We start from the raw sequence: 25,224 nt of genomic DNA on the forward strand, positions 1-25,224 counted from the left end.
CACAGGTATCGGCTCCGGAACCCGGCCGCACGCGCGTTCAGGATGTGGACGGCCTGTCCGGCGCCCGCCGCCGCGCCGACAATGACCCGCATCCGGCTCGCCGGCGGGAAAGGGGTGGCCATGCGCATCCTCCGGGCCTTCGCGAGGGCCTTCACCGCGTTCGGCTGGGTGCTGACACCCCCGGCCGGGCCGTACGACATCGGCACCGTCGTCCCGCTCCCACGCCCGGACGCCGACGTGCCGAGGGTGCCGCTGAGCGCGCGCGAACGCGAAACGTTCTGGAGGATCGTGGCAAGCTGAGGCAACGCGATCGACGACGAAGCGGGTGGGAAATGACCGAGGCGCCGGAAATGCCCCTGCACATGCGGCGAGTCCGGTTCGATCCGGTCCCGGAGCTCGCGCGGGTGCGCGACGGCGACGGCATCACCCGCGTCACGACCCCGTTCGGGCTGTCCGCGTACCTCGTGACCAGGTACGACGACGTCCGTGAGGTGCTGGCCGACTCGACGCGCTTCAGCAACGCGATGACGCGGCGGATGCGCCCGCCCGGCATGCCCGACATCAGCGCCGAAGAGCTCGAGGAGCTGCGGGCCGGGCAGATGCTCGGCTTCGACCCGCCCGAGCACACCCGGCTGCGCAAGATGCTGACGTCGGAGTTCACCGTGCGGCGCATGCGGCGGCTGGAGCCGCGGATCACCGAGATCGTCGGCGCCGCCCTGGACGACCTCGAACGCGCGGGCACGCCGGGCGACCTCGTCGCGCACTTCGCGCTGCCGGTGCCGTCCCTGGTCATCTGCGAGCTGCTCGGCGTGCCCTACAGCGACCGCGCGGAGTTCCAGCACCGCACCGGCCGGCTGCTCGACGCGTCGCTGCCGGTCGAGGAGCGGATGAAGATCCAGCGCGAAAGCCGCGAGTACATGGCGGGGCTCGTCGCGCAGGCCCAGGCCGAGCCGGGCGACGACATGCTGGGCATGCTGGTGCGCACGCACGGGGCCGACCTGAGCACCGCCGAGCTGATCGGCATCGCGTCACTGCTGCTGGTGGCCGGCCACGAGACGACGTCCAACATGCTCGGCCTCGGCACCCTGGCGCTGCTGCGGCACCCCGATCAGCTGGCCCTGGTGCGCGACGACCCGGCCGCGGTCGAGCCCGCGATCGAGGAACTGCTGCGCTGGCTCTCGATCGTGCACTCCGGCGTCCCACGCACGACGACGACCGAGGTCGAGATCGCCGGGCACACCATCCCCGCCGGCGAGCAGCTGGTGCTGGCCCTGCCCGCCGCCAACCGCGACCCGGCACTCACCGACGATCCCGAACGTCTCGACGTCACCCGCGAGGTGGCCCGCCACGTAGCGTTCGGCCACGGCGTGCACCACTGCCTCGGCGCACCGCTCGCGCGGATGGAGCTGAAGATCGCGTTCCCCGCCCTGCTGCGGCGGTTCCCGGAGCTGTCGCTAGCGGTGCCTTACGAGGAGATCGGGTTCCGGGCGTTCCACGTCGTCTACGGACTGCACGAACTGCCCGTCACCTGGTGATTGGACCGGCCGGCGCTTCCGCGGCCGGCTCCGCGGGCAGGTCGACGTCGTCGGGGCGGGCTCGGCGGGGGAACAGTGGTGAGATCAGCAGGAACAGCCCGATGACCACCGCCTGGACCACGAGGGCGTCGCGGAAGCTCTCGGTTACCCGGCCGGCCACGGCGCCGGCGAAGAACACCGTGCTGAACACCGCGACGCCGACCGAGCCGCCGATCGACTGGACCGCCGACAGCACGCCGGAGGCGGAGCCGACCTCGTCGTCGGCGACCGCGCCGAGGACCGTGTTGAAGACCGCCGCGATCACGATGCCCGCGCCGATTCCGGTGACGACGCTGCCCGGCACGATCCGCCAGATCGTGAAGGCGCCGTCGCCGGCCAGGGCGAACCACAGCCAGGCGACCCCGGCCAGCTGGACGACCGCCCCGGCCTGCAGGACGCGCCGGCCGAGCTTGGCCGCCAGCAGCCCGCCGCTGATGCCGCCGCCGACGGCGGTGCCCAGCGCGATCGGGAGGTTGCCCAGCCCGGCCTGCCCGGCGGTGAAGCCCTCGCCGAGCTGCAGGAAGAACGTCAGCACCAGCTGGGTGCCGATCAGCCCACCGAAGAACAGCGCGATCGCGACCAGCCCGACGGTGAAGGCGGACTTCCCGAACAGCGTCGGGGTGACCAGGGGAGTGCGGTCCCGGCGCACGATCCGGCGTTGCCACAGGGCGAACGCGACGTAGCCGAGCGCCGCGGCGGCCAGGGAAAGCCACGTCCACAGTGGCCACCCCGACGACTGGCCCTCGTTGAGCGGCAGGACCAGCAGCGCGGAGGCGCCGGCGACGAGCGCGGCCCCGGCGACGTCCACCCGCAGGCCCCGGGTCCGGCCGCCGTGGGGCACCAGTCGCCGGGCCAGCACGAACGCCGTGAGCCCGATCGGCACGTTGACCAGGAACACCAGCCGCCAGCCGAGGCCGAACAGGTCCCAGTCGACGAGCGCGCCGCCCAGCACCGGGCCCAGCACGCCGCCGAGCCCGAGCACCGGGCCGAAGACGGCGAGGGCCTTGGTCAGGTCGCGGGGCGTGAGGTTGTCCCGCAGGATCCCCAGCCCCTGCGGCAGCATCATCGCCCCGGCGACGCCCTGGATCAGCCGGAAGGTGATCAGCAGCCCGATGCTCGGCGCGAGCGCGCACAGCAGTGACGCGAGCGCGAAGGCCGCGAGGCCCACGAGGAACATCGGCCGCCTGCCGTAGCGGTCGCCGAGCCGCCCGCCGAGCACGAGCCCCGCGCCGAGCGTCAGGGCGTACCCGCCGATCACCCACTGCAGCCCGACCGGGCTCGCCCCGAGGGAGCGTTCCAGCGCCGGGCCCGCCACGTTGACGATCGTCGAGTCGAGCAGGTCCATCAGCTCGACGACGAGGACCGTGGCCAGCAGCCACCACATCGTCTTCTTCTCGGTCATGAGGTGCTCCCCAGGGAATCGGCGGTTCCGGCGTAGATCCGTACGACACCGGCCAGGAAGTTCTCTACGACGTCCCGTTCGCCGGGGCTCAGCGCCCCGACGAGGTCCTCGACGCCGCTGAGCAGCGGGTGCAGGTGCCCGAAGATCCGCGTCATCGACTCCGGCACCGGCTCGACGAGCACCTTGCGGCGGTCGGTGGCGTGCGGGCGGCGGGTGATGTGCCCAGCCTGCTCGAGCCGGTCCACGATGTGCGTGCTCGCCGCCGTCGAGACCCGCAGCCGGTCCGCGAGCTCCTTCGCGGTCAAGGGGCCTTCGCTGGTGAGGTGCTCCATCGCCGCGAGGTCCGTCGGGTTGACGCCCAGGGCGCCGCTGAGCCGTTTCTCGATGACGCGTGTCAGCGCGCCCACCTCTTGGAGGCGCTCCATCACCGCGTTGCCCACGCCAGGGGCGTCGACGTGCCAGGAAGTCATGACAAGAAGACTACTGAAGAAGTTACTAACTAGGTTAGCTAAATACTGTGGTCCTCGACACCCACGCCCGGTCCAGCCGGGGGTGGAGCACCTCGCGCAGGAGCAGCAGAACCGCCGACCACGCCCAGCAGCGCGCCGCCCAGGATCACCGCGACCACCAGGATCAGGATGTTGGTCAACGCGCTGAAGACGGCCTGGCCGGCACCCAGCAGCCCGCTGGGCAAGGCCGACCATCCGGCCACGCCGGCACCCGGCCGGCGACGGTCGCGCTCAGGTCGGCGCCCCCGCCGAGGCGTGGGGTGCGCGGTCACGGGGTATCCGCAGATTTCCTGCACCTATCTGGAGGTCAGATGCGCCTGCCCGCCACCCGGGGGCCCGTCAGCGAGCAGGTCGTCCGCCTCCTGCGCGGTGCGACCCCGGTCGAGGACCTCGACCACGGGCCCGCACAGCCGGCCGTGCACGACGAGGACCTGCAGCTGTCCCTGTGGATCTGTTACGAGCTCGGCTACCGCGGCTTCGACGACCTCGAACCGGACCAGGACGGCGGGCTCGCGCTCCACGCCCTCCGGAAGGACCTCGAAAGACGGTGGCTGGCCGGGCTGACCGACCTCGTCGCGCCGGTCACCGCCGACCCCGCCGACGTCCCGCGGGCGCTGGCCCGGCTGGTCGCCGCCGACAACGGCCCGCCGTTGGCGAAGTTCTTGCAGCGCAAGGTATCCGCCGCGCAGTTCGGCGAGTTCGTCGCGCACCGGTCGGTGTACCACCTCAAGGAGGCCGACCCGCACAGCTGGGCCATCCCGCGCCTCAGCGGGCGGGCGAAGGCCGCACTGGTCGAGATCCAGGCCGACGAGTACGGCGGCGGGCGCGTGGAACGCATGCATTCGGAGCTGTTCCGCACGACCATGCGGTCACTAGGATTGGACGACACCTACGGCCACTTCGTCGACGACGTGCCGGCCGTCACGTTGGCGGTGAGCAACCTGATGTCCCTGTTCGGGATGAACCGGCGCTGGCTCGGCGCCGCGCTCGGGCACCTCGCGGCGTTCGAGATGACGTCGTCGCTGCCGAACCGCCGCTACGGCAACGGGTTGCGCCGCCTCGGCGGTGACCCGCTTCTTCGACGAGCACGTCGAGGCCGACGCGGTGCACGAGCAGATCGCGGCCCACGACCTTTGCGGCGGCTACGTCGCGGAACACCCGGAAGCCGGGGACGTCCTGTTCGGGGCCGCGTGCGCGCTGGCGGTGGAGGCCGAGTTCGGGGCGCGGCTGCTGGACCGCTGGGCGGCCGGGTCCCCGAGCCTGCGCACCCGCGCGCTCTCCGGTGCGGCGTGAGGTCACTTTCCGCGGCCGGGCACCTTGTGCGTCCCGTCGCAGAACGGTTTCACGGCCGAGCGGCCGCACCGGCACAGGGCGACGACGGTGCCGCCGGGGCGCAGGACTTCGCCGTCCTGCGACCGGATTTCGACGTCGCCGCGGACCAGCAGCGGCCCGTCTTCGTAGGGCGTGATGGTCGCCGGGGCGGGTTCGTGGTTCATCGGCGGCGGGTACCCCGGCGCCCCGGAGCCCAACCGGCGGGCGCCCGATGACCGCCCGCGGCCCGGGCACCACGATCGGCGTCGAGGAGGAGTTCCTGTTCGTCGACACGGGGTCACGGCGTCCCGTGCCGACGGCGGCCGCGGTGCTCGCCCGGCTGGACGGCGACGCCGGCGGGATCAAGCCGGAGCTGTACGAGTCCCAGGTCGAAGCGGTCACCCCGGTGCTGACGAGCCTGGCCGACGCGGCCCGGTCGCTGGTCACGAGCCGCGCGGCGCTCGCGCGCGCGGCGGCGGCGGAAGGGGTGGCCGCGGTCGGCGTCGGCACGCCGGTCCTGGCCGGGCCGCGGCCCGTGCTGTCCACCGGCGACGACCGGTACCGGCTCGTCGCCGGGACCTACCAGGGGGCGTTCGCGGACTACGAGGCCTGCGGCTGTCACGTCCACGTCGGCGTGCCCGGCGGCGACCTGGCCGTCGCGGTGGTCGACCACCTCCGCCCGTGGCTGCCGACGTTGCTGGCGCTGTCCGCGAACTCGCCGTTCCACCACGGCCGCGACACCGGGTACGCGAGCTGGCGGACGATCGACCAGGCCCGGTTCCCCGGCGGCGGGGTGCCGCCGCGCTTCGGCGATTTCGCCGGTTACGAGCGGTGCCTGGACCAGCTCGTCGACTGCGGAGTCCTGGTCGACGAGCGCATGACGTTCTGGGCCGCCCGGCCCTCACCGCGGTACGCGACGGTCGAGGTCCGGGTCGCCGACGTCGCGGCGGCGCCGGACGGCGCGCTGCTGCAGGCCGCCCTCGTCCGCGGCCTGGTCCGCGCCGCGCTCGACGACCTCTCCCACGGCCGCGAAGCCCCGGAGGTCGACGGCCAGCTCGCCGCCGGCGCCCTGTGGTCGGCCGCCCGCTACGGCATCCACGGGCACGGGATCGACACGATCGGCAGGACGTCCCCAGTGCCCGCCCGCACCCTGCTGGCGGCCCTGCTGCGCCGGGTCCGCCCGGCGCTGGAGGACACCGGGGACGTCCTGGCGGTCGACGCGCTGCTGCCCCCGGTGCTGGCCGGCGGCGCCGCCCGGCAACGCGCGACCGCGGCCGCCGGTGGTCTCACCGCCGTCGTCGACGAGCTGGCGGGCCTGCTGACGGAACCGGTGACCGGCCCGGCGGCGGGGGAGCGGAGCGCGGAGCACGCCCCGGTTACCCGGTGACGGCCGACGCTGTCCACAAGGGACAGTGCGCCGGTCAGCCTGCCGGGCCGGAGACGTCGAGGATGTCCCGCTGCTCGATCCAGCTCACCGCGTACGCGGGCCCGTCGTCGGCGATCACCGGGACGACGATGGTGCCGGCGGGCCGGTACCGGGGCCGGCCGGCGAGGGTTCCGGTGCGGGGCGACGCCGGATCCTTACCCGAGTAGGTGACGCGCCACCGGCCGACGCTGTAGGCGATCTGCCGCCGCGGCCGGTGGCCTGGACCGGTGGCCGCGCTCGCCGGCGGGATTCCTGGTGTCATCGCGTTTTCCTCGCTTTCCGGCGCCACCCACGCGAGCGTGGGGCGACTGCGGAGCCGAGGTCCGGGGCAGTCCGGCAAGTCTAGGCAGCGTTGTTTCACCTGCCGCGAAAGTCCCCCGAACGGGTTACGCGCCGGAAAAGGTTTCCTTCGCCTCCCGATCCGGGGACTTGTGACCCTGGGCGCCGCCGGTCCCCGGCACGGACGATGGATCGGGAACGGCGGGCCGTCGAGAGGACACCCCGAGCCGATCCGGATCGTGCGTGGCGGGCGTCGGCCACCACGGTCGACTGTCCTCAAAGGACTCTTCCGCGCCCGGTCGCGGGGTATGATTCAGCCGTACCAGCGCCGGAGCGCCCAGTCCCCGCCTCGCGACGAACCCACCGAAGGCGGCCGCGGTGAGCACCGGCGCGGCCGGTCAGGAGCTCCGATCGTGAAACTCAACGTCTTCGACTTCCCCCGCCCCCGCCGTCCGCGGCCGGAATCCGCACCGGCGTCGCCGCCGGTCCCCGGAAACCGTGGCCACCGTGACGGACACAGTGTCATCCACGCGGTCTTCACCGCCTCCGGTGGCGGTGAGCCGCCGGTGCCGCGTTACCACGACCTGGCGATCACCGTGGAGCGGTCCGGCTGGACGCTGGTCGTCGCCGTGGTCGGCGACATCGACCTCAGCACCGCGCCCATGCTCCGGCACGCCCTCGACGAGGCCCTCGCCCGGACACCGCGGCGGGTCGTCGTGGACCTGTCCCTCGTCCGGTTCCTGAACACCACCGGGCTGGAGGTGCTGCTCGACGCGCACCACCGGGCCGGGCCGGCCACCGACCTGCGGCTGGTCTCCACGACCCGCGCGACGTGGCGGCCCCTGGAGCTCACCAGGACGCACGAACGCCTGGTCGTCCACGCGTCCCGGGCCGCGGCGATCGCGGCGCCGCGATAACCGGGCGAAGGCGTCCGCTCACCGCCTCCGCGGCTGTGCGGTGTGCGGCCGCCGGCCGAGGAAGTGCGTCGGTTCCGTCGCCTGCGCCGGGACGTCCACCGCGGGGAGGCCGTCGGCGGGGCTGAGGCCGAGGACGGCGAGCAGCAGCCCGCAGTCGGCGGCGTCGTGTGCTTTCGACGCGACCACGCGGGTGGCCCGGCGCCGTTGCCCGTCGTCGAGGCTGAACGGATCCGCGGTCATCGCGTCCGGTGTTCCTGTCATTGCGGGCCCCTTCGGTCGGCCACGTGGGTGCTTGCCGCCGGGGGCCGGGGCGGTGCCGGGCCGCCGACTGTGCACCGGCACCCGGATCCGCCAATGTAGTCCTCCGCGCGGGCGGGCTGGGCTGGCGAACGGGTGGGAGCTCAGGTCCGGTCCCGGTCGGGCGGACCGGGCGGGCGCGCGTCGAGGATGTCGGTGGCCCGGACCAGGCTGACCGGCGTGTCGGTGGCGCAGCCCTGCGGGCGGACCGGCACCCAGGTGGTGCTGGTGTGCTCGTCGCGGAGGCTGCGCCCGGCGACGGTCCCGAGCCGCTCGTGCCACACCGGTGTCGCGCACGAGGCGGACCGCGCGCGGCCCACGCGGCCGCGGAACCGGTAGCGGACGTGCCAGCCGAGCGGGTAGCCACCGCCGTGACGTGTGGGCCAGGCCCGGTGCCCGCTCCCCGCCGGGTGCGGATCGGTCTGCTCGTCGTCCACCGGTGCCCGCTTTCACTCCCGGTGCGCGAGCGGCGCACCGTCATCGGTCGCCGGGGTCCGGGGCGCGGTTCTTCCCAGCGTAGGGGCGCCGGCGCCGGCGGGGTTCGGCCAGCCGAGTGGTTCGCTGCCCGGGGCCGTCGCCGTCCTGGCCGGCCGTCGCGGGGGGCTTTTGTTGCCCGGCCGGGCTTTCGGCCGGCCGGCAGCCGGGGTCGGCGGCCGGGTCCGGGACAACGCGGTCCGGTCGCGACGCGGGCCGCTCGGCCCGTTTCCCGCTGCTCCCGGGGCTATAGTGAGGTCGACGCCCCGGACCCCGGCATCGTGGTTTCCGCGGCGCGGGCCCGCCGGCCCGCGTCCGACCGGACGGCGAGGCGCACCATGGTGGCACGCGTGGCAGGGGTGGTCCTGCTCGTCCCGGTCTGCGTCCTGGCCGTGATCGGCGCGGCGCACACCTCGGCGGACGCCCTCATCGGCTGGAGCCTGGTGGGTCTCGGCGCCGGGATCCTCGTCGCGGTCGGCGCGCCCCGGTTGCGGCGCGGCCGCCAGATCGGGATGCACGGGCCCGACCTGCCGCTCGGCGTGGCCGCCGCGGCCACGTTCGTCACGGTCTGCCTGGTGATCGCCGGGCTGCTCGCCGCGTTCGGCGGCGGCCTCACGACGGCCGCGCTGCTCCTGTTCGCCGTCTCCGGGCTGTGGGCCGGGAACCACCACCGGCCACGGGCGCGCGCGACGCCGGTGGCGAACCCGCACGACGTCCTCGCGGCGGTCACGCTCCCCGCGTCGTCGACGCTGGTCGCCGACATGGGCACGGAGGAGCTGTGCGTGGCCTGGCGGCGCAGTTACTACCAGCTGGTCCTGGCCACCGACGAGCCGGCGCGCCGCCTGGTCGTGCAACGGCGGCAGGAGTTCCTCGACGAGATCGAACGCCGTGACGGCCGCGGCTTCCGCCGCTGGCTCGACAGCGGCGCCCGCGCCGGCGGCGATCCCGGCCCCTACCTGACCACCCGGAGCTGACCGTCCTCAATGGACTCATGCACGGAAAGGACGCCATGCCGCACCGGGACGGGGCACCGCGGGTGGCGCGCGGTGGCTGAGGTCGAGGTGCTGCGCGCCGGGGTGCTGGCCGCGTTGCGGGAGCACGGCAGCGGTTCCGGGGTCGACGTCGTCGGCCGGGTGTGCCGGGCCTGCGTGCGGCTGCTGCCGGTGGACGGCGCCGCCGTGTCGGTGACCGTCGACGCCGGGCACCGGGAAGTCGTCTACGCCAGTGACGCCGTGAGCGCCGCGTTGGCGGAACTGCAGTTCTCCCTCGGCGAGGGGCCGTGTTTCGAGGCGTACGCCGTCGGCGGGCCGGTCCTGGTGCCGGATCTCGCGGCCGGGCTGCCGCCCGCGTGGCCGACGTTCGCCGCCGAGGCCGGCACGCACCCGGTGGCCGCGCTGTTCACCTTCCCGGTGCAGATCGGGGCCGTCCGGGTGGCGACCCTCGACACCTACCGCGCGACCCCGGGTTCCCTGCTGCCCGGCGAACTGTCGACGGCCCTGCAGGTCGCCGACGTCGCCGCGCTCGCCTTGTCGGGGCTGCAGGCCCGTGGCGACCGCTGGCTCGACGGGGACGGCCGGTGGATGGCGGGGGCGGGGATGCGCTACCGGGAGGTGCACCAGGCCACCGGCATGCTCATCGCGTACTTCGACCTGCCCGCTTCCGCGGCGCTGGCCCGGCTGCGGTCCTACGCGTTCGGGCACGGCCGGCCCCTGCTCGACGTCGCCACCGACGTCGTGACCGGGCGGCTGGGATTGGACGGGGAGTTCCGGTGAGGAGCACCCTGGTGACCGCCGGCATACGAGGAGATGGTGGAGATGCCCGACCGTGAACGGCAGGTGATCCGGGCGTTCGTCGCGCTGGCCGACACGCTGGTCGACGACTACGACGTCGCGGATCTGCTGCACACGATGGTGGTGGAATGCGTGGAGCTGCTCGACATCACGGCCGCGGGGCTGACGCTCGTGGACGAGCGCGGTGGCCTGCAGGTGCTCGCGTCGTCCACCGAGCAGGCGCGCCTGCTCGAACTGTTCCAGCTCAACATCGACGAAGGCCCGTGCGTCGACTGCTTCACCGGCAGCGCACCGGTGCTGGTGGCCGACATCGCCGCGCAGGCGGCGCGCTGGCCGCGGTTCGCGGCAGAGGCGGCCCGGGAGGGCTTCGCGTCCGTGCACGCGCTGCCCCTGCGGCTGCGCAAGCAGACGATCGGGGCGCTGAACCTCTTCGGGCCCCGGCCGGGCGAGCTGTCGGCGGACGACGTGGCGCTGGCGCAGGGGATGGCCGACACCGCGACCATCGGCATCCTGCACGAACGCGCCCTGCGCCAGGGCGAGATCCTGTCCGAGCAGCTGCAGACGGCGTTGAACAGCCGGGTGATCATCGAACAGGCGAAAGGGGTGCTCGCCATCAGCGGGCAGCTGAGCATGGACGCGGCGTTCGCGGCCCTGCGCGGTTACGCCCGCCGCAACAACCGCCGGCTCAGCGACGTCGCCCGGGCTTTGGCCGACCACGACCTCGACCCGCGGCTCGTGCTGGCCCCGGCGAAGGCGGATCATCGTCGCTGATCGGCTCCTCGTCACCGGGCGGCGGCGACGGCGGTTCGAGGAACAGGCCGCCGTACCGCTCGTCCTGGGGTTTGACGAGCGCGCCCGGCCGGACGGGCTCGTCGGGGCTGTGACTGTCCATTGTGGAACCTTCCGGGCCGGTTCACCGGCCGGGGCTGGGAGCCGAGGACGGCACGGGCTCGACCACTCGCGCACGAGGTGCTCTCGGACGCCACCCACGCTACACGGCACCAGCGGTCCTCGCCCCGCGTCGCGGTCCGCCGGGTGCCGAACGCGGCGCGCCCCGGTGACCAACGGCCCTCGTGCGCCGGGGCCCGCCGGGTGATGCTGGGACCAGCCTTCGACGGGAGTGGCCATGCGGTTCCGTGATCGCCGGGAAGCCGGCGAGCGACTGGCCCTGCGGCTGCGCCCGCTGCGCGGGCACCCGGCCGTGGTCCTCGGCCTGTCCGCGGGCGGGCTGGTGGTCGGCGGCGAGATCGCGGACGTCCTCGGCGTGCCCCTGGACATCCTGCTGACGCGCCGGATCGAGTACGACGGCCCGCCGGCGACCACCCTCGGCGCGGTCGGCGAGGGCGGCCTGCTCGTCTCGGACCACGAGGCCATCAAACGGTTCGACGTCACCGCCGACGAGCTGACCCGCCTGGCCGGCGGCGCGCGGTCCGAGCTGGCCCGGCAGGTCGCCGTCTACCGCCACACCGTGGCCCCGGCCCCGATCGCCGGCCGCACGGTCGTCCTCGCCGACGACGGCGCCGCCACCGGCACGACCGCCCACACGGCGATCCGCGTCCTGCGCGCCCGCCAGGCCGGCCGCATCGTGCTGGCCGTCCCGGTCGCCCCGGCCCGCGTCCTCGACCGGCTCGCCCGCGAGGTGGACCAGGTGGTCTGCCTCCGGACGCCGACGTGGGTGCACGCGGTGCGCAACAGCTACCGGAAGTTCGGCGCGGTGGCCGAGACGGAGGCGCTGGAGCTGCTGCACCGCGAACCGCGGCTGCCGACGGAAGTCCCACGCTGAGTCCACAAGGGACGGTCGGTCCGGGAGGCGCGCCGCGAGCCGTGTCTGCCGAAAGAGGTTCCGCGACAAGTCCACCGGTCAGCCCGGGAGGCGTACCGCGATCTCGTCGCCCAGACCAGCCCGCCCAGCCCGGTTCGGTGAGGAGGCCGAGTCGGAGGCGTTGGAGTTGGAGTTGCTGCATCGTGAGCCGCGGCTGCCGAACAAGGTTCAGCGGTAAGTCCACAAGGGATGACCAGCTCGGCCGGCGCATGGCGATCTCTCTCGCCCAGCACGACGCGGAGCCGAGGCAGAAGTGTTGGAGTGCTGCGCCGTGAGCCCCTTCTGCCGAACGAGATTCCGCGACAAGTCCATCGGTCAGCCCGGAAGGCGTACCGCGATCTCGTCGCCCAGTTCGGCGCCGTCGTCGAGTTCCAGGTGGTCGCCGCTCCAGAAGCGGCCCGGGTCGTACCAGTTGGGGCGGCGACCCTTCGGCAGCAGGCCCATCGCCTCGTACGTGACCGCGACGATCTCCGCGCAGTACCCCGACTCGAGGTCGACCTCCCGCGGCTCCCGGCCCTCCCGCTTCCAGGACGGCACCCGGCCGCCCAGCCAGCGGGACGCGAGGCGCGCGGTCGAGGGGAACGGCGTGCCGTCGAGGCGGGCGACCGTGCGCAGGGCCGCGTCCTCCATCTCCGCGGTGACCGGGTGGACGAGCTGGCGAAGCCAGACCCGCTGGTGGTACTTCTCCGCCCACACCTGCACCGCCCGGCTCAGGTCGTGCAGCTGGGCACCCCGCTGGTGCGTGCCCGACCAGACGTCGGGCAGCGACCGGCCCAGCTCCGCGTGCCACATCAGCGGCGGCAGGTCCTCGATCACCACGGCCATGCCGACGTGGTTGACCGGGCTGTTGGTGACCACGCGGATGGTGCGGTCGGCCGCCGACCGGCCGCGGAACAACCACAGGTCGCCGGTGCGTGTCACGGCTACTGCTTCGTCGAGATCCAGCTCGGTGCCCGGCACGGGCAGTAGCCTAGGCCGATGCGCTGGTGGAAGACAGTGGGCCTGGCCGGGCTCGTCGGAGTGGCCGCGACCGGAGTGGTCGTCGCCCGGCAGGAGCGCCGGCGGCGCGCCTACACCCCGGACGAGATCCGCGAACGACTGCACGCACGCCTCGACGGCCCTGAGGCCACTCCGGAGGCCCCCAAGACCGACTGACGGGCTACGCGTCGGCCGGCTCCTCCTTGGCGGGGATCCGGCCGCCTTCGACTTCCCAGCGCTGCACGGCCGCGACGTCGGACGGTGACGTCTCGGCGGTGTCGTCGTCGCGGTGCGCCGCGGCCACCGGCGGGCCCGGCTTCACGCCGGGGCTCCCGGCCGTGAAGCGTCGGCGCCGGGCCGGCACGGGATGCCCAGGGCCGCGAAGACGCCGAGCAGCTTCGCGTTCTCCGCGCCGACGTCGACGACGAGGGCGCGGACGCCTTCGTGCTCCGCCGCGACGACGAGCTGTTCGAGCAGCAGGGTCGCCACGCCGAGCGCCCGCGCGCCGCCGTCGACGACCAGGACGACCGCCGCCTCGGCGGAGTCGGCCAGGATGTTGTAGCGGGCGACGCCGGCCAGCCGGGAGTGCAGGAAGCAGCCCATCGCGGTGTGCCCGACCCCGGCGTTGCGGGACAGCTGCGCCGCGAGGTCGGTCAGCCCGGTCTCGCCGAGGCCGAAGAACCGGAGGTGCCGGTCGCGGTCGGCGAGCCGGGCCCGCAGCGCGAGGACGGCCGCGGTGTCGGCGGCTTCCAGCTTGCGCACCCAGGCGATCTCGCCGTCGGGGAGCAGGGCGCGCGCCGGTGGGGTCGCGGTGGTCATGGCGTCTCCTCTCGGGCCGGCCCGAGGTACCGCTCGGCTTCCCGGCCCTGTGTGCGGATCGGTCGGAATGGCCCGGGTCCACAGTGTCCTGTCCTTTTCGCACAGAACACTGCGGAGTCCGGGGGCCGGCCGCGATCAGTTCCCGTCGGCCCGTGCGCCGTTCACGGCGGCCGGGGGCGGCACGATCGCGGCGGTGACGGCCGGGTTCGGCCGGCTCGCGGCGGCGGTTTCGCGGGCCAGGAAGGCCCCGAGCTCACCGATGGTGCTCATCAGCGGAGCGGGGAAGACAACGGTCGTGTTCTTGTCCACGCCGATCTCCACCAGGCTCTGCAGGTTGCGCAGCTGCAGCGCGAGCGGGTGCGCCATCATCGTGTCCGACGCCTCGCCGAGGGCCGCCGCGGCCTGGGACTCGCCTTCGGCGCTGATGATCTTGGCGCGCTTCTCGCGTTCCGCTTCGGCCTGCCGGGCCATGGCCCGTTTCATCGTGTCCGGCAGCTGGATGTCCTTCAGCTCCACCAAAGTCACCTCCACGCCCCAGTCGAGCGTGGTGACGTCGAGGATGCTCCGGATGTCGACGTTGATGCTGTCGGTCTCGGACAAGGTCTCGTCCAGCGTGTGCCGGCCGACGACCTTCCGCAGCGTCGTCTGGGCGATCTGGTCGATCGCGGCGTAGACGTTCTCGATCGCGACGACGGACTTCACCGCGTCCCGCACCCGGAAGTAGGCGACGGCGGACACGTCCACGCTCACGTTGTCCCGCGTGATGATGCCCTGGGACTGGATCGGCATGGTGATGATCCGCAACGGCACGCGACGCAGGACGTCGATGACCGGGATGATCAGCCGCAGCCCCGGTTCGCGCACGCCCAGCACCCGGCCGAGCCGGAACAGGACGCCCTGTTCGTACTGCTTGACGATCCGCACCGAGGAAGCCAGCAGTATCAGCACGACGACGACGATGACGGCGATCACGAGAACGTTCATGGTGCTCCAGAGTCGACTGCTGTGCGGAGGGTGGTTCAGCCCGAGAGCTTCACCTGGTTGTCGACCGACGTGACGCCGGGGGCGAACCAGGCGGTCTGCTCGGCCGACCGGCGTTCGGCGGGGGTGAGCACCTCGCCGGTCAGGGTGACCTGGCCGTCGTCGATGCCGACCTCGACGTGCTGCGCGAAGCCCGGCGCGTGCCGGGCCAGCGCCGCGGTGATCTTCAGCTTGATGTCGGCCGGCGAGATCGACGTCGACGCCTTCAGGGTGATCAGGTTCCGCACCCCGCTGATGCCGGGGAGCGAGGAGACCGCGCGGCGGGCGGCTTCGCGCTGGTACTGCCAGTCGACCGAGCCGCGCAGGGTGATGACCTGGTCGCGCACCTCGACCTGCACCGAGTCCTTCGGCACGACGACGGTGCGGCGGTCGAACACGATCATGGCCTCCCGGGCGAGGTCCGCGTCCTCCGGGATGTCCGTGCCGTGGCGCACCAGGATCTTGTCCGCGGTCGTGGTCACGCCGTGGACGCGGGTGGCCGCGCGCAGGGCCTCTTCCTTCTCCGGGTACGTGCCGACGTGTCCCGAGAGGGTCGCGACGCCGTCGGTGACGGCCACGCCGATCTCTTCGGCGTTGACGCTGGGGGTCCAGGCGAGCTCATCGGTCACCGCGGTCTTGAGCTGGTGATCAGGCCTGTGCTGGATCTGTGTCATAGCTCCAGCGTTTCCCCCGCGCGGCGCGCGGCCTAGAGTCGCGGGACCCTTTCTTCCGGGGTCGTTCGGCGCGCGGGCGTAGCCTGGGGCGGTGGATGACCGCACTCGGCACGACCGGCCCGTCATCACCGTCTTCCTGGTCGACGACCACGAGCTCGTGCGGCGCGGCGTCGCCGAGCTCGTCGACGACGAACCGGACCTCACCGTCGTCGGGCAGGCCTCTTCCGTCGCCGAAGCACTGGCCAGGATCCCCGCGCTGCGCCCGGACGTGGCGGTGCTCGACGTCCGGCTGCCCGACGGCAACGGCGTCGAGCTCTGCCGGGACCTGCGCACGGCGCTGCCCGGCCTGCGGTGCCTGATGCTGACTTCCTTCACCGACGCGGATTCCATGGTCGACGCGGTCCTCGCCGGGGCCGAGGGGTACGTGATCAAGGACGTGAAGGGGCTGCAGCTGGTCGACGCCATCCGCCGGGTCGGGTCGGGCGAGACGCTGCTGGACGGCCGGGCGGTCGCCGCGCTCGTCGCCGAACTGCGGGCCACGACCGGGAAACCGGGCCCGCTGGCCGGGTTGAGCGAGCAGGAGCTCGTCCTGCTGGACCTGCTCGGGGAGAGCCTGACCAACCGGCAGATCGCCGAGCGGATGTTCCTGGCGGAGAAGACCGTCAAGAACTACGTGTCCCGGCTGCTGGCGAAACTGGGGCTGGAGCGGCGGTCCCAGGCCGCGGTGCTCGTCACCGGGCTCCACGGCGGGCAGCGCCGTCCGGGCGGCTAGCGGCGAACGGGTGCTCGTCGCTGATCACGACGTCTTCGAGCAGCGCCTGCGCGGAGACCGGCACGGCGGTGCCGTGGCCGAGGCGCAGCATGATCTGGGGCCAGAGCCCGCCGCCGATCAGCTGCCGCAGTTCGCGCCGGGTCGCCGGCGCCGCCATCGGCTGGGAGGAGAGCGACGCCGAGATCCCGGCGGCGGTGGCCGTCAGCAGCACCCGCTGCATGGCCTGGCCGGCCTGGAGCCGGGCGAGCGCGGTGTCGTGCAGCGAGCCGATGACCACGACCAGCCGCTCGGGTTCGACGTCGAGGTCCGTGCCGCTGCCGGGCCCGGGTGCCGCCGGCGGGAGTTCCGAGCGGCGCATGATCTCGCGCAGCTGCGGCACCTGGTCGGCGGTGACGGTGGCCAGCCACGCGCGTTCCATCTCGGCGCCGCGGCGCAGCTGCCGCTGCACCGATGACGGCACGACGGCGGCGGTGAACGGACGGCGGTTGCTGTGCCGGTCGGCGATGGCCGTCACGAGCTCCTCGTCGTGCGGGGAGATCGTCTCGTACCCGTGCGGCCGCACGATGGCGAGCAGCTCGGGCCGGCCGGCGGTGGGGAACAGCCGCACGTCGGCGTGGCTGCCCTGCGCCTTGATCGCCAGCCGGAGGTTCAGCAGGGCCGCGCCGCAGTCCAGGAGCCGTTCGCGCTGGTCGCTGTCGTTGCCGGTGAGCGGGTTCGCGTACAGCTCGATGGAGTCCGGGGTGCACTGGAACCGCCAGGGCCGGGAGTTCCGCAGCGGCGGGGGAGCCGTCGCCGAGAGCAGGACGGATCGCACCTGGCTGGCGCTGAGGTGCCCGACGGGCATGACACCGGTCTTCATGGACGGCTCCGAACTGTGGGTACCCGGGATGACGCTTCCCGCACACCGTCCGCCACGGCCGGGGGCGGGCCAAGTGCCGAACGGCCTCCGGCGGCCGGGCGAAGGTCGTCGGTTGCGGTTCGGCCGGATCCCGTCGCGGTCCCGGTGGCTGTGCGAGGGTGGGGGCATGCCCGAACGAAGTGTGTCGGGCCGGGACCGGATGGCCGCGCTGCCGGCGGCCGTCCTCGCGTTCTCCGCCGGGCTGGAGCTCGAGACCACGCTGCGCCGGATCGTGGCGGCTGCGGCCGGGCTGGTCGACGCCCGGTACGGCGCCCTCGCCCTGCTCGACGAGGACGGCCGGACGACCGGGTTCGCCGTCACCGGCGTCGACGACGCCACCCGCGACCGGATCGGCCCGCCGCCCGCCGGCCACGGGCTGCTCGGCGCGCTCGTGGCGGGCCGGGATCCGGTGCGCCGGGCCGACCTGGGCACCGCCGGGTTCCCGCCGGGGCACCCGGCGATGCGGACCTTCCTCGGCGTCCCCCTCCTCGTCCGCGGCGAGGTGCTCGGCCGGCTGTACCTGAGCGGCGAGCGGCCGTTCACCGCCGACGACGAACGGGCGATCGTGGCGCTCGCGGCGGCGGCCGGGATCGCCGTCGACAACGCGCGGCTCCACGAGCAGACCCGCAGCCGGCAGCGGTGGCTGGAGGCCACCGGGGAGATCGCCGCCGAGCTGCTGGGCGGCACCGACGTCCACGAGGTGCTGCGCCTGATCGCGAGCCGGGCGGTCGAGCTCACCGGCGCCGACGACGCGCTCATCGCGCTGCCCGCCGACGTCGGCGGCGCCCTCGTCGTCACGGTGTGCGCCGGCCCGGACGCCGACGCCCTGACCGGCCGCCGGATCCCGCTCGACGGGTCGACGTCCGGCGCGGTGCTGGCCGACCACGTGCCGCGCAGCGTGCCGAGCCTGGCGTTCGACCTGGCCGACGGCCTGGGCGTCGACCTCGGGCCGGCGCTGGCGGTGCGGCTGCGGTCGGGGGAGTCCACCGCCGGGGTGCTCCTGGCGATCCGCGCGCCCGGGGCGGCGACGTTCGACGAGCACGAGCTCCAGATCGTCTCCGCCTTCGCCGACCAGGCCGCCCTCGCCCTGCGCGACGCCGAGAGCCAGGCCGCCCGCCGCGAGCTCGACGTCGTCGTCGACCGCGACCGGATCGCCCGCGACCTGCACGACCAGGTCATCCAGCGGCTGTTCGCGGTCGGCCTCGGCATCGAGGGCACCCGCCGCCGCACGGACTCGCCCGCGGTCGTCGTCCGGCTCACCCAGCACATCGACCAGCTCCAGGACGTCATCGAGGAGATCCGCGGCGCGATCTTCGACCTGCACGCCGAACCGGGCGCCGTGCGGGGCCTGCGGGCGCGGCTGCAGGACGCGATCACCGACACGACGGCCGACTCCGCGATCCGCACCACCGTGCGGCTCTCGGGCGCGTTCGACCGGGTGCCCGCGGCCTTGGCCGAGCACGCGGAGGCCGTCGTCCGCGAGGCCGTCAGCAACGTCCTGCGGCACGCGCGCGCCGCCGAGCTGACGATCACCGTGTCCCTGGACGGCGACCTGGTCGTCGAGGTCTCCGACACCGGGATCGGGATGCCGGAAGCCGTGGCGCGCAGCGGGTTGCGCAACCTCGAGCAGCGCGCGGCGGAAGCGGGCGGGTCCTTCCGCGTGGAGCGCCCGGCCGAAGGCGGCACCCGGGTCGTGTGGGCGGTGCCGCTGCCCGGGCGTTCGTGATGCTTGAAGCTCACCCGATCCGGGTACATCCCGGATGTCCACGGTTCAGCCGAGTAGCCGTTGTCCCATTCGCCGGTGCCCCCGCACCGGCCTCGCGGCGACGGCTCGGTCCGCGGAGTCGCCGTCCGCCACGGAGGTGACAGCCATCATGCGCGATCCCCTGGACCGCTTCCACCGCAGCACTTCGACGCTCACCGTGACGACCACCTACGACTCGACGGTCGTGGCCGCTACCGGTGATCTCGACGGCGGTGTCGCCGAGCACCTGCTCGGCCGCCTCGCCGACGAGGTCGCCCTGCGGCCGCAGGCGCTGGTCATCGACCTGAGCCGGGTGGCCTTCTGCTCGGCGCGCGTCCTGCGCGTGCTGCTCACGACCTCGGCCGACGCGCACGCGGCCGGCATCCCGTGCGTGCTCGTCAGCGACCAGCGCGCGGTCCTGCGCCCGATCGCCGTGCTCGGGCTGGACCACCTCCTGCAGGTGCAGCACAGCCTCGCCGCCGCCCGGGAGTGGCTGGCGGTGCTGGGCACCGCCGACGTCACCGGGTAACGCCGGTCAGGCGGCCGGGTATTGCCGCTCGCGGAGCAGGTGCGCGAGGTGGACGCCACGCCGGGTGACCGGCGTTTCCCGTGCTCCTCGCGCGGGTACGCGAAGCTCGACGATCTTCGGAGAACGATCTTTCGACGAGCGAGGAGTGCACTGTGGCCATCGCGACGGTCAACCCGGCGACGGGCGAGCGGGTCCGGGAGTTCGACGCGCTCACCGAGGAGCAGCTGGACGGCAAGCTGGCGCTCGCCGCGGAGGCCTTCCGCGCTTACCGGAAGACGTCGTTCGGCGACCGCGCCGCGCTGCTGCGCCGGGCCGCGGACATCCTCGAGGCCGAGGCGGACGAGCTGGGCCGCCTCGCGACGCTCGAGATGGGGAAGACCCACGCCGCCGCCGTCGCCGAGGTGCAGAAGTCGGCGAAGGGCTGTCGCTGGTACGCCGACCACGGCGCGGAGATGCTCGCCGACGAACCCTGGCCGGTCGAGGGCGCGAAGGTCTTCACCCGGTACGAGCCGCTCGGGCCGGTGCTCGCCGTGATGCCGTGGAACTTCCCGTACTGGCAGGTCTTCCGGTTCGCCGCGCCGGCGCTGATGGCGGGCAACGTGGGCCTGCTCAAGCACGCGTCGAACGTCCCGCAGTGCGCGCTGGCGATCGAAGACGTCCTGCGCCGCGCCGGTTTCCCCGAGGGCGTGTTCCAGACGCTGCTCGTGCCGTCCTCGGCGATCGAGGCCGTGATCGGCGACGAGCGCGTCCGCGCGGTGACGCTGACCGGCAGCGAGCCGGCGGGCCGTGAGGTCGGGGCGGCCGCGGGCCGCAACGTCAAGGCGAGCGTGCTCGAACTGGGCGGCGCCGACGCCTTCATCGTGATGCCCTCGGCGGACCTGGACAAAGCCGTCGAAGCCGGCGTCGGCTCGCGGACGCTGAACAACGGCCAGTCCTGCGTCAACGCCAAGCGGTTCATCGTCCACGAGGACGTCGCCGAGGAGTTCACCCGGAAGTTCACCGAGAAGATGGCGGCGCTGACGGTCGGCGACCCGATGAAGGACGACACCGACCTCGGCCCGCTGTCCTCGGCCGACGCCGTCGAGACGATCCACCAGCAGGTGAGCGACACCGTCCAGGCCGGCGCCCGGCTGCTCACCGGCGGGAAACCCCTGGACGGCCCGGGCCACTACTACCCGCCGACCGTGCTGGCCGACATCCCGGACGGCTCGCCGGGCCACCACGAGGAGTTCTTCGGCCCGGTGGCGCTGATCTGGCGGGTCCGCGACGTCGACGACGCCATCCGCGTCGCCAACGACTCGCCGTTCGGCCTCGGCGGCAGCGCGTGGACGGCGGACCCGGGGGAGCAGGAGCGGTTCGTGACCGAGGTCGAGACCGGGATGATGTACCTCAACGAGTTCACCCAGTCCACGCCGGAAGTCCCGTTCGGCGGCGCCAAGAACTCCGGGTACGGCCGCGAATTGGCGTCGTTCGGGCCGCGGACGTTCGTCAACGCCAAGACGGTCTGGATCGCCTGACCCGCGGTCGCGGCGACCGGCCGAATTGACGCGCCCGGGCGGGCGGGAACGTGTCTATCCTGATTGGCCGGTTTCGCTCGCGAAAGGGTCCCCGCCATGGAACAGACCGATCGTCCGACCACGACAGACGGAGTGAACCGGCGCAGCCTGCTCGCCGGGGTCGGCGGCCTCCTCGCCGCCAGTGGTGTCGCGTCGAGCAGCCTGCTCGCGCCACCCGCCGCCGCCGATCCCGTCGCCGCCCGGCCGGAGCGCAACGACCGTGTCGAGGGTCTGCTCAAGAAGATGACCCTCGCCGAGAAGCTCGGCCAGCTGCAGCTGCTCGGCAACGAGACCGACGCGCGCACGGCGCTGGCGACCGGTCAGCTCGGCGGCGTCTTCTCGGTGGTCGGCGCGGCGAAGCTCAACGCGCTGCAGCACATCGCCGTCGAACAGACCCGGCTGCGGATCCCGCTGATCTTCGGCCTGGACGTCATCCACGGTTACACCACCAACTTTCCGATCCCGCTGGCCCAGGGGTCGAGCTTCGACCCCGCCGTGGCGGGCGCGGACGCGTCGGTGTCGGCGAAGGAGGCCCGGCGCAGCGGCATCCACTGGACGTACGCGCCGATGATGGACGTCACCCACGAGCCGCGCTGGGGCCGCATCGCCGAGGGGTACGGCGAAGACCCTTACCTGGCCACGAAACTCGCCGTCTCGAAGGTCCGCGGTTACCAGGGTGACGACTACTCGTCGCCGGACCGCCTCGCCGCCTGCGCCAAGCACTTCGTCGCCTACGGCGGGGCCGAAGGCGGGCGCGACTACAACACCGTCGACGTTTCGCTGCAGCGGCTGCACAACTTCTACCTCCCGCCGTTCAAGGCGTCCGTCGAAGCCGGTGTGGCGACAGTGATGGCCAGTTTCAACACCATCAGCGGTGTCCCCGCGCACGGCAACGGTTACGTCCTGCACGACGTCCTCAAGGGCGCCTACGGTTTCCGCGGGTTCGTCGTCAGCGACTACACCGGCGTCCAGGAGCTGATCCTGCACGGGCTCGCCGGTGACGGCGCCGACGCCGCGGCGGCCGCGCTGCCGGCCGGTGTCGACATGGAGATGGTCAGCACGAACTACGTGCAGTACGGCCAGCAGCTGCTGGCGCAGCGGCGGATCACGCGCGACCAGATCGACGACGCCGTCCGCCGGATCCTGCTGGTCAAGGTCAAGCTGGGCCTGTTCGAACGGCCGTACGCCGACGAAGCCGTCGAGGTCAAGGCGCCGTCGCCGGCCGCGCTCGCCGCGTCACGGCAGGCGGCCGGGCGGTGCATGGTGCTGCTCAAGAACGACGGCCCGGTGCTGCCGCTGGCGAAGACCGTCGGCTCGGTCGCCGTCGTCGGCCCGCTGGGCAACGCGACCTACGACCTCAACGGCACCTGGTCGGGCCTCGGCACCGGCGCGGCCACGACACCGCCGGTGACCGTGGTCGACGGGATCAAGGCCGCGGCACCCGGGGCGGCGGTGACGTTCACCGCCGGCTGCGCCGTCGAAGGGACCGACACCGGCGGGTTCGCCGCCGCGCAGCAGGCGGCCCGTGCGGCCGACGTCACCGTCGTGGTCGTCGGCGAGACGGCCGCGATGAGCGGTGAAGCGGCGGCGCGCAGCAACATCGACCTGCCGGGCGTCCAGCAGCAGCTGGTGGCCGCGATCAAGGACACCGGGAAGCCGTTCGTGGTGGTGCTGGTCAACGGCCGGCCGCTGACGATCCCGTACCTGCACGACAACGCGCCCGCCATCCTCGAGGCGTGGGCGCCGGGCGTGCAGGGCGGCAACGCGGTCGCGGACGTCCTGTTCGGCACCGTGAACCCGGGCGGCAAGCTGCCGGTGAGCTTCCCGCGCGCGGTCGGGCAGATCCCGATCTACTACAACCACGAGAACACCGGTCGCCCGGCCGACCCGGCGAACAAGTACACGTCCAAGTACCTCGACCTGGAGTCCGGCCCGCTCTACGAGTTCGGTTTCGGCCTGTCGTACACGACGTTCCGCGTCGACGGCCTGCGCCTGTCGGACACCCGGCTGCCGGCCCGCGGCGGCCGGATCCAGGTGAGCGCCAAGGTGACCAACACGGGCGGCCGCGCCGGCGACGAGGTCGTCCAGCTGTACGTGCGCGACCCGGTCGCCTCGATCGTCCAGCCGGTCCGCCGGCTGCGCGGCTTCCAGCGGGTGACGCTGCCCGCGGGCGCGTCGACGACGGTCACGTTCACCCTCACCCCCGAAGACGTCGGCTTCTACGACAACGCGGCCAAGTTCCGGGTGGAGCCGGGCAAGATCGAGGTCTACGTCGGCACCAGCTCGGCCGCCACCCTGACGTCGAGCGTCACGGTGGTGTGACCCGTAACTCGCGTGACTGGGCACGTAACTCGCGTGATGGGGGCCGGAACTCACGAGTTCCGGCCCCCATCACGTCGGATCCGGTCCTGATCACGCGAGTTCCGTCTCCGATCACGCGAATCACGTCTTCGATCACGTGAGGGACGACGGGTTCGGTCCGCCGGTGTGACCGGCGAGACATACAGGTAACTGTACAGCCTGACTGTACATTTCCCGCTGCCGCGGTTACGGTGACGGGCATGGGTGATCAACTGTCTCCGTCGGCCGTCGAGGCGTCACAGCGGGTCCGCGCCGTCATCCGGCGGCTGCGGCGGGGCATCGCCGGCGCCTCGGATCCCGGTGACGTCACGCTGTCGCAGGCCACGGTGCTGACCAGGCTGGCCGACAGCGACGGCCGCACCACCAGCGACCTCGCCGCGGCGGACGGGGTGCGGCACCAGTCGATGACCTCGACGGTCGCCGCGCTGCTCGACCTCGGCCTCGTCAAGCGGCGGCCGGACCCCCGGGACGGCCGCCGCCTGCTGGTCACCGTCACGGCCAAGGGGCGCCGGCACGTCGAGGCGGGCCGGCAGGCTCGTGGCGAGTGGCTCGCCGCGCGGCTGCAGGAGGAGTGCACGGAGGAGGAACGGCAGACCGTCCTGGCCGCGATGGCCGTGCTGGATCGGCTCGTCCATGAGTGACCGGACCGTGAGCGACCGGACCACGGACGACCGGACCACGGACGACCGGACCACGGACGACCGGACCACGGAAGCCGCGAAGACCGGCTTCGACCGCGGGCTGATCCCGCCGATGCTGCTGGGGTCGATCCTGAACCCCGTCAACTCCACGATCATGGCCGTCGCGCTCGTCCCGATCGGCGCGGCGCTCGGCGCCCCGCCCTCGCAGACCGCGTGGCTCGTCTCGGCCCTGTACCTGGCCACGGCGCTCGGCCAGCCGATCGTGGGCCGGCTGATCGACATCTTCGGCCCGCGCAAGCTCTTCCTGATCAGCACGAGCCTGGTCGGCGTCGCGGGTGTCATCGGGACCGTGGCCCCGGGCCTCGGCGTGCTGATCGCGGCGCGGGTGCTGCTCGGCTTCGGCACGTGCGCCGGCTACCCGGCCGCGATGGCGTTGCTGCGCAGCGAAGCCGAGCGCACCGGGGAGGACAACCCCGCCGGCGTGCTGACGGCGCTGGCCGTGGCCAACCAGACCATCGCCGTCATCGGCCCGCTGCTGGGCGGCCTGCTGATCGGCCTCGGCGGGTGGCGCGCCACCTTCGCGCTCAACGTGCCGCTGGCCGCGGCGGCGGTCGTGCTGGGCCTGCTGCGGCTGCCCCGCGCGCGGGAGACGTCCACGCGGGAACGTTGGACCGCCCGGCTCGACCTGCCGGGCATGGGCCTGTTCGCCGTGATGCTGGTGGCGCTGCTGCTGTTCCTGATGAACCTGCGGTTGAGCAGCTGGTACTTGCTGGTGCTCGCCGTCGCGGCCGGTGCCGCCTTCGCCGTGCGGGAGCTGCGGGCGGCGATCCCGTTCATCGACCTGCGGGTGCTGGGTGGCAACGCGCCGCTGCTGGCCACCTACGGGCGCGCGCTGGTCGCCTACATCGTCTCCTACGCCTTCCTCTACGGCTTCACGCAGTGGACGGAGGAGGGCTTCGGGCTCTCGCCGTTCTACGCCGGGCTGGTGCAGATCCCGATGTTCCTGGTGGCGATCGTCATTTCGATCACCACCGGCCGGCGCCGGGGCGTGCGGGGCAAGCTCCTGGCCGGCGCGCTGGCGCAGATCGCCGCCTGCGTGCTGATGCTGATGCTCACCGGCGAGAGTCCACTGTGGATGCTGCTGCTGATCGCCGTGGTCTTCGGCATCCCGCAGGGCGCGGTCAGCCTGGCGCTGCAGAACTCCGTGTACCACCAGGCCGATCCCGAGCGCACCGGCTCGTCGGCCGGGCTGCTGCGCACCTTCGCCTACGTCGGTTCGATGGTCGCCTCTGCCACGACGGCGGTGGCCTTCGGCCCGCACGCGAGTACCGCGGGCATGCACACCCTGGCCTGGGTGATGCTCGGGGCCGGCGTCCTGTTCCTGCTGATCACGGTCGCCGACCGCGGCCTGCGCCACGTCTGATTCCCCTT

General features: G+C 73.2%; 30 protein-coding genes and 1 pseudogene. 17 read left to right on the forward strand and 14 right to left on the reverse strand.

Annotated elements, in window-relative coordinates; translation table 11 throughout:
- The first annotated feature begins 120 nt into the window (after nucleotides 1-120).
- Nucleotides 121-300 carry a hypothetical protein gene (locus tag OG439_RS06355; RefSeq protein WP_326948416.1) on the forward strand — a complete coding sequence of 60 codons (180 nt, stop codon included), beginning with the start codon at nucleotides 121-123 and terminating at the stop codon, nucleotides 298-300.
- A 32-nt stretch (nucleotides 301-332) separates the two neighbouring features.
- Nucleotides 333-1,535: a cytochrome P450 gene (locus OG439_RS06360; RefSeq protein WP_326948417.1), complete on the forward strand. Its 1,203-nt coding sequence runs from the start codon at nucleotides 333-335 to the stop codon at nucleotides 1,533-1,535.
- Here OG439_RS06360 and OG439_RS06365 read toward each other — a convergent pair.
- The 4 genes from OG439_RS06365 to OG439_RS06380 all read right to left on the reverse strand — a co-directional run bounded on the left by OG439_RS06365 (nucleotide 1,525) and on the right by OG439_RS06380 (nucleotide 4,195).
- Entirely contained in the window at nucleotides 1,525-2,976 is a 1,452-nt protein-coding gene (locus OG439_RS06365; protein ID WP_326948418.1) for an MFS transporter, read from the reverse strand. The two genes, OG439_RS06360 and OG439_RS06365, sit on opposite strands and share 11 nt — an antisense overlap.
- A complete protein-coding gene (locus OG439_RS06370) occupies nucleotides 2,973-3,446 on the reverse strand; it encodes a MarR family winged helix-turn-helix transcriptional regulator (RefSeq protein WP_326948419.1) in 474 nt (157 codons plus the stop codon). The genes OG439_RS06365 and OG439_RS06370 overlap by 4 nt, the downstream gene beginning before the upstream one ends.
- Nucleotides 3,447-3,484: 38 nt before the next feature.
- A complete protein-coding gene (locus OG439_RS06375) occupies nucleotides 3,485-3,688 on the reverse strand; it encodes a hypothetical protein (protein WP_326948420.1) in 204 nt (67 codons plus the stop codon).
- Nucleotides 3,689-3,781: 93 nt separating this feature from the next.
- On the reverse strand, nucleotides 3,782-4,195 hold the full coding sequence (locus tag OG439_RS06380) for a hypothetical protein (RefSeq protein WP_326951824.1): 414 nt from the start codon (nucleotides 4,193-4,195) through the stop codon (nucleotides 3,782-3,784).
- 6 nt (nucleotides 4,196-4,201) lie between these two features.
- On the opposite strand from OG439_RS06380, the pseudogene OG439_RS06385 reads away from it, so the two are divergent.
- Nucleotides 4,202-4,778: pseudogene (locus OG439_RS06385) on the forward strand (iron-containing redox enzyme family protein).
- A 2-nt stretch (nucleotides 4,779-4,780) separates the two neighbouring features.
- On the opposite strand, the gene OG439_RS06390 reads toward OG439_RS06385, so the two are convergent.
- Nucleotides 4,781-4,981 carry a CDGSH iron-sulfur domain-containing protein gene (locus OG439_RS06390; RefSeq protein ID WP_326948421.1) on the reverse strand — a complete coding sequence of 67 codons (201 nt, stop codon included), beginning with the start codon at nucleotides 4,979-4,981 and terminating at the stop codon, nucleotides 4,781-4,783.
- A 47-nt stretch (nucleotides 4,982-5,028) separates the two neighbouring features.
- On the opposite strand from OG439_RS06390, the gene OG439_RS06395 reads away from it, so the two are divergent.
- Nucleotides 5,029-6,183: a carboxylate-amine ligase gene (locus OG439_RS06395; RefSeq protein WP_326948422.1), complete on the forward strand. Its 1,155-nt coding sequence runs from the start codon at nucleotides 5,029-5,031 to the stop codon at nucleotides 6,181-6,183.
- 34 nt (nucleotides 6,184-6,217) lie between these two features.
- Here OG439_RS06395 and OG439_RS06400 read toward each other — a convergent pair whose 3' ends face one another.
- On the reverse strand, nucleotides 6,218-6,484 hold the full coding sequence (locus OG439_RS06400) for a hypothetical protein (protein ID WP_326948423.1): 267 nt from the start codon (nucleotides 6,482-6,484) through the stop codon (nucleotides 6,218-6,220).
- Between the two features lie 430 nt (nucleotides 6,485-6,914).
- Here OG439_RS06400 and OG439_RS06405 point away from each other — a divergent pair, with 430 nt between their 5' ends.
- The gene (locus tag OG439_RS06405) at nucleotides 6,915-7,418 is read left to right on the forward strand and encodes an STAS domain-containing protein (RefSeq protein ID WP_326948424.1); all 504 of its coding nucleotides are present in this window, start codon (nucleotides 6,915-6,917) and stop codon (nucleotides 7,416-7,418) included.
- 18 nt (nucleotides 7,419-7,436) lie between these two features.
- On the opposite strand, the gene OG439_RS06410 is transcribed toward OG439_RS06405, so the two are convergent.
- Nucleotides 7,437-7,679, reverse strand: coding sequence for a hypothetical protein (locus OG439_RS06410; RefSeq protein WP_442792286.1), 243 nt, complete (start codon nucleotides 7,677-7,679; stop codon nucleotides 7,437-7,439).
- A gap of 140 nt (nucleotides 7,680-7,819) precedes the next feature.
- Nucleotides 7,820-8,152, reverse strand: a complete 333-nt coding sequence (locus OG439_RS06415; protein ID WP_326948425.1) for a hypothetical protein — start codon at nucleotides 8,150-8,152, stop codon at nucleotides 7,820-7,822.
- Between the two features lie 387 nt (nucleotides 8,153-8,539).
- Here OG439_RS06415 and OG439_RS06420 point away from each other — a divergent pair, with 387 nt between their 5' ends.
- The 4 genes from OG439_RS06420 (at nucleotide 8,540) to OG439_RS06435 (ending at nucleotide 11,762) form a co-directional block, all read left to right on the forward strand.
- Nucleotides 8,540-9,163, forward strand: coding sequence for a hypothetical protein (locus tag OG439_RS06420; RefSeq protein WP_326948426.1), 624 nt, complete (start codon nucleotides 8,540-8,542; stop codon nucleotides 9,161-9,163).
- Between the two features lie 72 nt (nucleotides 9,164-9,235).
- On the forward strand, nucleotides 9,236-9,961 hold the full coding sequence (locus OG439_RS06425) for a GAF and ANTAR domain-containing protein (protein WP_326948427.1): 726 nt from the start codon (nucleotides 9,236-9,238) through the stop codon (nucleotides 9,959-9,961).
- 42 nt (nucleotides 9,962-10,003) lie between these two features.
- Nucleotides 10,004-10,750 carry a GAF and ANTAR domain-containing protein gene (locus OG439_RS06430; RefSeq protein ID WP_326948428.1) on the forward strand — a complete coding sequence of 249 codons (747 nt, stop codon included), beginning with the start codon at nucleotides 10,004-10,006 and terminating at the stop codon, nucleotides 10,748-10,750.
- A gap of 355 nt (nucleotides 10,751-11,105) precedes the next feature.
- Complete coding sequence (locus tag OG439_RS06435) at nucleotides 11,106-11,762, forward strand: phosphoribosyltransferase (RefSeq protein WP_326948429.1); 657 nt, start codon at nucleotides 11,106-11,108, stop codon at nucleotides 11,760-11,762.
- 354 nt (nucleotides 11,763-12,116) lie between these two features.
- Here the strand turns inward: OG439_RS06435 and OG439_RS06440 are convergent, their stop codons facing one another.
- Nucleotides 12,117-12,761 carry a hypothetical protein gene (locus tag OG439_RS06440; RefSeq protein ID WP_326948430.1) on the reverse strand — a complete coding sequence of 215 codons (645 nt, stop codon included), beginning with the start codon at nucleotides 12,759-12,761 and terminating at the stop codon, nucleotides 12,117-12,119.
- A gap of 18 nt (nucleotides 12,762-12,779) precedes the next feature.
- Between OG439_RS06440 and OG439_RS06445 the strand changes: the two genes are divergently transcribed.
- On the forward strand, nucleotides 12,780-12,956 hold the full coding sequence (locus tag OG439_RS06445; RefSeq protein WP_326948431.1) for a hypothetical protein: 177 nt from the start codon (nucleotides 12,780-12,782) through the stop codon (nucleotides 12,954-12,956).
- A gap of 4 nt (nucleotides 12,957-12,960) precedes the next feature.
- Here OG439_RS06445 and OG439_RS06450 read toward each other — a convergent pair whose 3' ends face one another.
- The 4 genes from OG439_RS06450 to OG439_RS06465 all read right to left on the reverse strand — a co-directional run bounded on the left by OG439_RS06450 (nucleotide 12,961) and on the right by OG439_RS06465 (nucleotide 15,292).
- Nucleotides 12,961-13,101, reverse strand: a complete 141-nt coding sequence (locus OG439_RS06450; RefSeq protein ID WP_326948432.1) for a hypothetical protein — start codon at nucleotides 13,099-13,101, stop codon at nucleotides 12,961-12,963.
- On the reverse strand, nucleotides 13,098-13,598 hold the full coding sequence (locus tag OG439_RS06455; protein WP_326948433.1) for a GNAT family N-acetyltransferase: 501 nt from the start codon (nucleotides 13,596-13,598) through the stop codon (nucleotides 13,098-13,100). Before OG439_RS06455 ends, OG439_RS06450 begins: the two co-directional genes overlap by 4 nt.
- A gap of 135 nt (nucleotides 13,599-13,733) precedes the next feature.
- The gene (locus OG439_RS06460; RefSeq protein WP_326948434.1) at nucleotides 13,734-14,582 is read right to left on the reverse strand and encodes a slipin family protein; all 849 of its coding nucleotides are present in this window, start codon (nucleotides 14,580-14,582) and stop codon (nucleotides 13,734-13,736) included.
- Nucleotides 14,583-14,617: 35 nt separating this feature from the next.
- The gene (locus OG439_RS06465) at nucleotides 14,618-15,292 is read right to left on the reverse strand and encodes a BON domain-containing protein (protein WP_326948435.1); all 675 of its coding nucleotides are present in this window, start codon (nucleotides 15,290-15,292) and stop codon (nucleotides 14,618-14,620) included.
- A 91-nt stretch (nucleotides 15,293-15,383) separates the two neighbouring features.
- On the opposite strand from OG439_RS06465, the gene OG439_RS06470 reads away from it, so the two are divergent.
- Nucleotides 15,384-16,064, forward strand: coding sequence for a response regulator transcription factor (locus tag OG439_RS06470; RefSeq protein ID WP_326948436.1), 681 nt, complete (start codon nucleotides 15,384-15,386; stop codon nucleotides 16,062-16,064).
- On the opposite strand, the gene OG439_RS06475 is transcribed toward OG439_RS06470, so the two are convergent.
- A complete protein-coding gene (locus OG439_RS06475; protein ID WP_326948437.1) occupies nucleotides 16,024-16,923 on the reverse strand; it encodes a hypothetical protein in 900 nt (299 codons plus the stop codon). The two genes, OG439_RS06470 and OG439_RS06475, sit on opposite strands and share 41 nt — an antisense overlap.
- Nucleotides 16,924-17,089: 166 nt before the next feature.
- On the opposite strand from OG439_RS06475, the gene OG439_RS06480 reads away from it, so the two are divergent.
- The 6 genes from OG439_RS06480 (at nucleotide 17,090) to OG439_RS06505 (ending at nucleotide 25,216) form a co-directional block, all read left to right on the forward strand.
- Nucleotides 17,090-18,688, forward strand: a complete 1,599-nt coding sequence (locus tag OG439_RS06480) for a GAF domain-containing sensor histidine kinase (RefSeq protein WP_326948438.1) — start codon at nucleotides 17,090-17,092, stop codon at nucleotides 18,686-18,688.
- A gap of 148 nt (nucleotides 18,689-18,836) precedes the next feature.
- The gene (locus OG439_RS06485) at nucleotides 18,837-19,235 is read left to right on the forward strand and encodes an STAS domain-containing protein (RefSeq protein WP_326948439.1); all 399 of its coding nucleotides are present in this window, start codon (nucleotides 18,837-18,839) and stop codon (nucleotides 19,233-19,235) included.
- 152 nt (nucleotides 19,236-19,387) lie between these two features.
- Nucleotides 19,388-20,752: an NAD-dependent succinate-semialdehyde dehydrogenase gene (locus tag OG439_RS06490; RefSeq protein ID WP_326948440.1), complete on the forward strand. Its 1,365-nt coding sequence runs from the start codon at nucleotides 19,388-19,390 to the stop codon at nucleotides 20,750-20,752.
- Nucleotides 20,753-20,884: 132 nt separating this feature from the next.
- Nucleotides 20,885-23,113, forward strand: coding sequence for a glycoside hydrolase family 3 N-terminal domain-containing protein (locus OG439_RS06495; RefSeq protein WP_326948441.1), 2,229 nt, complete (start codon nucleotides 20,885-20,887; stop codon nucleotides 23,111-23,113).
- Between the two features lie 239 nt (nucleotides 23,114-23,352).
- Nucleotides 23,353-23,793, forward strand: a complete 441-nt coding sequence (locus OG439_RS06500) for a MarR family winged helix-turn-helix transcriptional regulator (RefSeq protein WP_326948442.1) — start codon at nucleotides 23,353-23,355, stop codon at nucleotides 23,791-23,793.
- On the forward strand, nucleotides 23,786-25,216 hold the full coding sequence (locus OG439_RS06505; RefSeq protein WP_326948443.1) for an MFS transporter: 1,431 nt from the start codon (nucleotides 23,786-23,788) through the stop codon (nucleotides 25,214-25,216). Before OG439_RS06500 ends, OG439_RS06505 begins: the two co-directional genes overlap by 8 nt.
- Nucleotides 25,217-25,224: the final 8 nt, after the last annotated feature.

Source organism: Amycolatopsis sp. NBC_01307 (assembly GCF_035975215.1).
In the GTDB taxonomy this organism is placed as follows: domain Bacteria; phylum Actinomycetota; class Actinomycetes; order Mycobacteriales; family Pseudonocardiaceae; genus Amycolatopsis.

What these genes read in the sequence shown, in the direction of transcription:
- OG439_RS06355 (WP_326948416.1), top strand. Translation starts at nt 121, where the DNA reads ATGCGCATCCTCCGGGCCTTCGCGAGGGCCTTCACCGCGTTCGGCTGG.
- OG439_RS06360 (WP_326948417.1), top strand. Translation starts at nt 333, where the DNA reads ATGACCGAGGCGCCGGAAATGCCCCTGCACATGCGGCGAGTCCGGTTC.
- OG439_RS06365 (WP_326948418.1), bottom strand. Translation starts at nt 2,976, where the DNA reads ATGACCGAGAAGAAGACGATGTGGTGGCTGCTGGCCACGGTCCTCGTC.
- OG439_RS06370 (WP_326948419.1), bottom strand. Translation starts at nt 3,446, where the DNA reads ATGACTTCCTGGCACGTCGACGCCCCTGGCGTGGGCAACGCGGTGATG.
- OG439_RS06390 (WP_326948421.1), bottom strand. Translation starts at nt 4,981, where the DNA reads ATGAACCACGAACCCGCCCCGGCGACCATCACGCCCTACGAAGACGGG.
- OG439_RS06395 (WP_326948422.1), top strand. Translation starts at nt 5,029, where the DNA reads ATGACCGCCCGCGGCCCGGGCACCACGATCGGCGTCGAGGAGGAGTTC.
- OG439_RS06400 (WP_326948423.1), bottom strand. Translation starts at nt 6,484, where the DNA reads ATGACACCAGGAATCCCGCCGGCGAGCGCGGCCACCGGTCCAGGCCAC.
- OG439_RS06410 (WP_442792286.1), bottom strand. Translation starts at nt 7,679, where the DNA reads ATGACAGGAACACCGGACGCGATGACCGCGGATCCGTTCAGCCTCGAC.
- OG439_RS06430 (WP_326948428.1), top strand. Translation starts at nt 10,004, where the DNA reads ATGCCCGACCGTGAACGGCAGGTGATCCGGGCGTTCGTCGCGCTGGCC.
- OG439_RS06435 (WP_326948429.1), top strand. Translation starts at nt 11,106, where the DNA reads ATGCGGTTCCGTGATCGCCGGGAAGCCGGCGAGCGACTGGCCCTGCGG.
- OG439_RS06445 (WP_326948431.1), top strand. Translation starts at nt 12,780, where the DNA reads ATGCGCTGGTGGAAGACAGTGGGCCTGGCCGGGCTCGTCGGAGTGGCC.
- OG439_RS06455 (WP_326948433.1), bottom strand. Translation starts at nt 13,598, where the DNA reads ATGACCACCGCGACCCCACCGGCGCGCGCCCTGCTCCCCGACGGCGAG.
- OG439_RS06460 (WP_326948434.1), bottom strand. Translation starts at nt 14,582, where the DNA reads ATGAACGTTCTCGTGATCGCCGTCATCGTCGTCGTCGTGCTGATACTG.
- OG439_RS06465 (WP_326948435.1), bottom strand. Translation starts at nt 15,292, where the DNA reads ATGACACAGATCCAGCACAGGCCTGATCACCAGCTCAAGACCGCGGTG.
- OG439_RS06475 (WP_326948437.1), bottom strand. Translation starts at nt 16,923, where the DNA reads ATGAAGACCGGTGTCATGCCCGTCGGGCACCTCAGCGCCAGCCAGGTG.
- OG439_RS06480 (WP_326948438.1), top strand. Translation starts at nt 17,090, where the DNA reads ATGCCCGAACGAAGTGTGTCGGGCCGGGACCGGATGGCCGCGCTGCCG.
- OG439_RS06485 (WP_326948439.1), top strand. Translation starts at nt 18,837, where the DNA reads ATGCGCGATCCCCTGGACCGCTTCCACCGCAGCACTTCGACGCTCACC.
- OG439_RS06500 (WP_326948442.1), top strand. Translation starts at nt 23,353, where the DNA reads ATGGGTGATCAACTGTCTCCGTCGGCCGTCGAGGCGTCACAGCGGGTC.
- OG439_RS06505 (WP_326948443.1), top strand. Translation starts at nt 23,786, where the DNA reads ATGAGTGACCGGACCGTGAGCGACCGGACCACGGACGACCGGACCACG.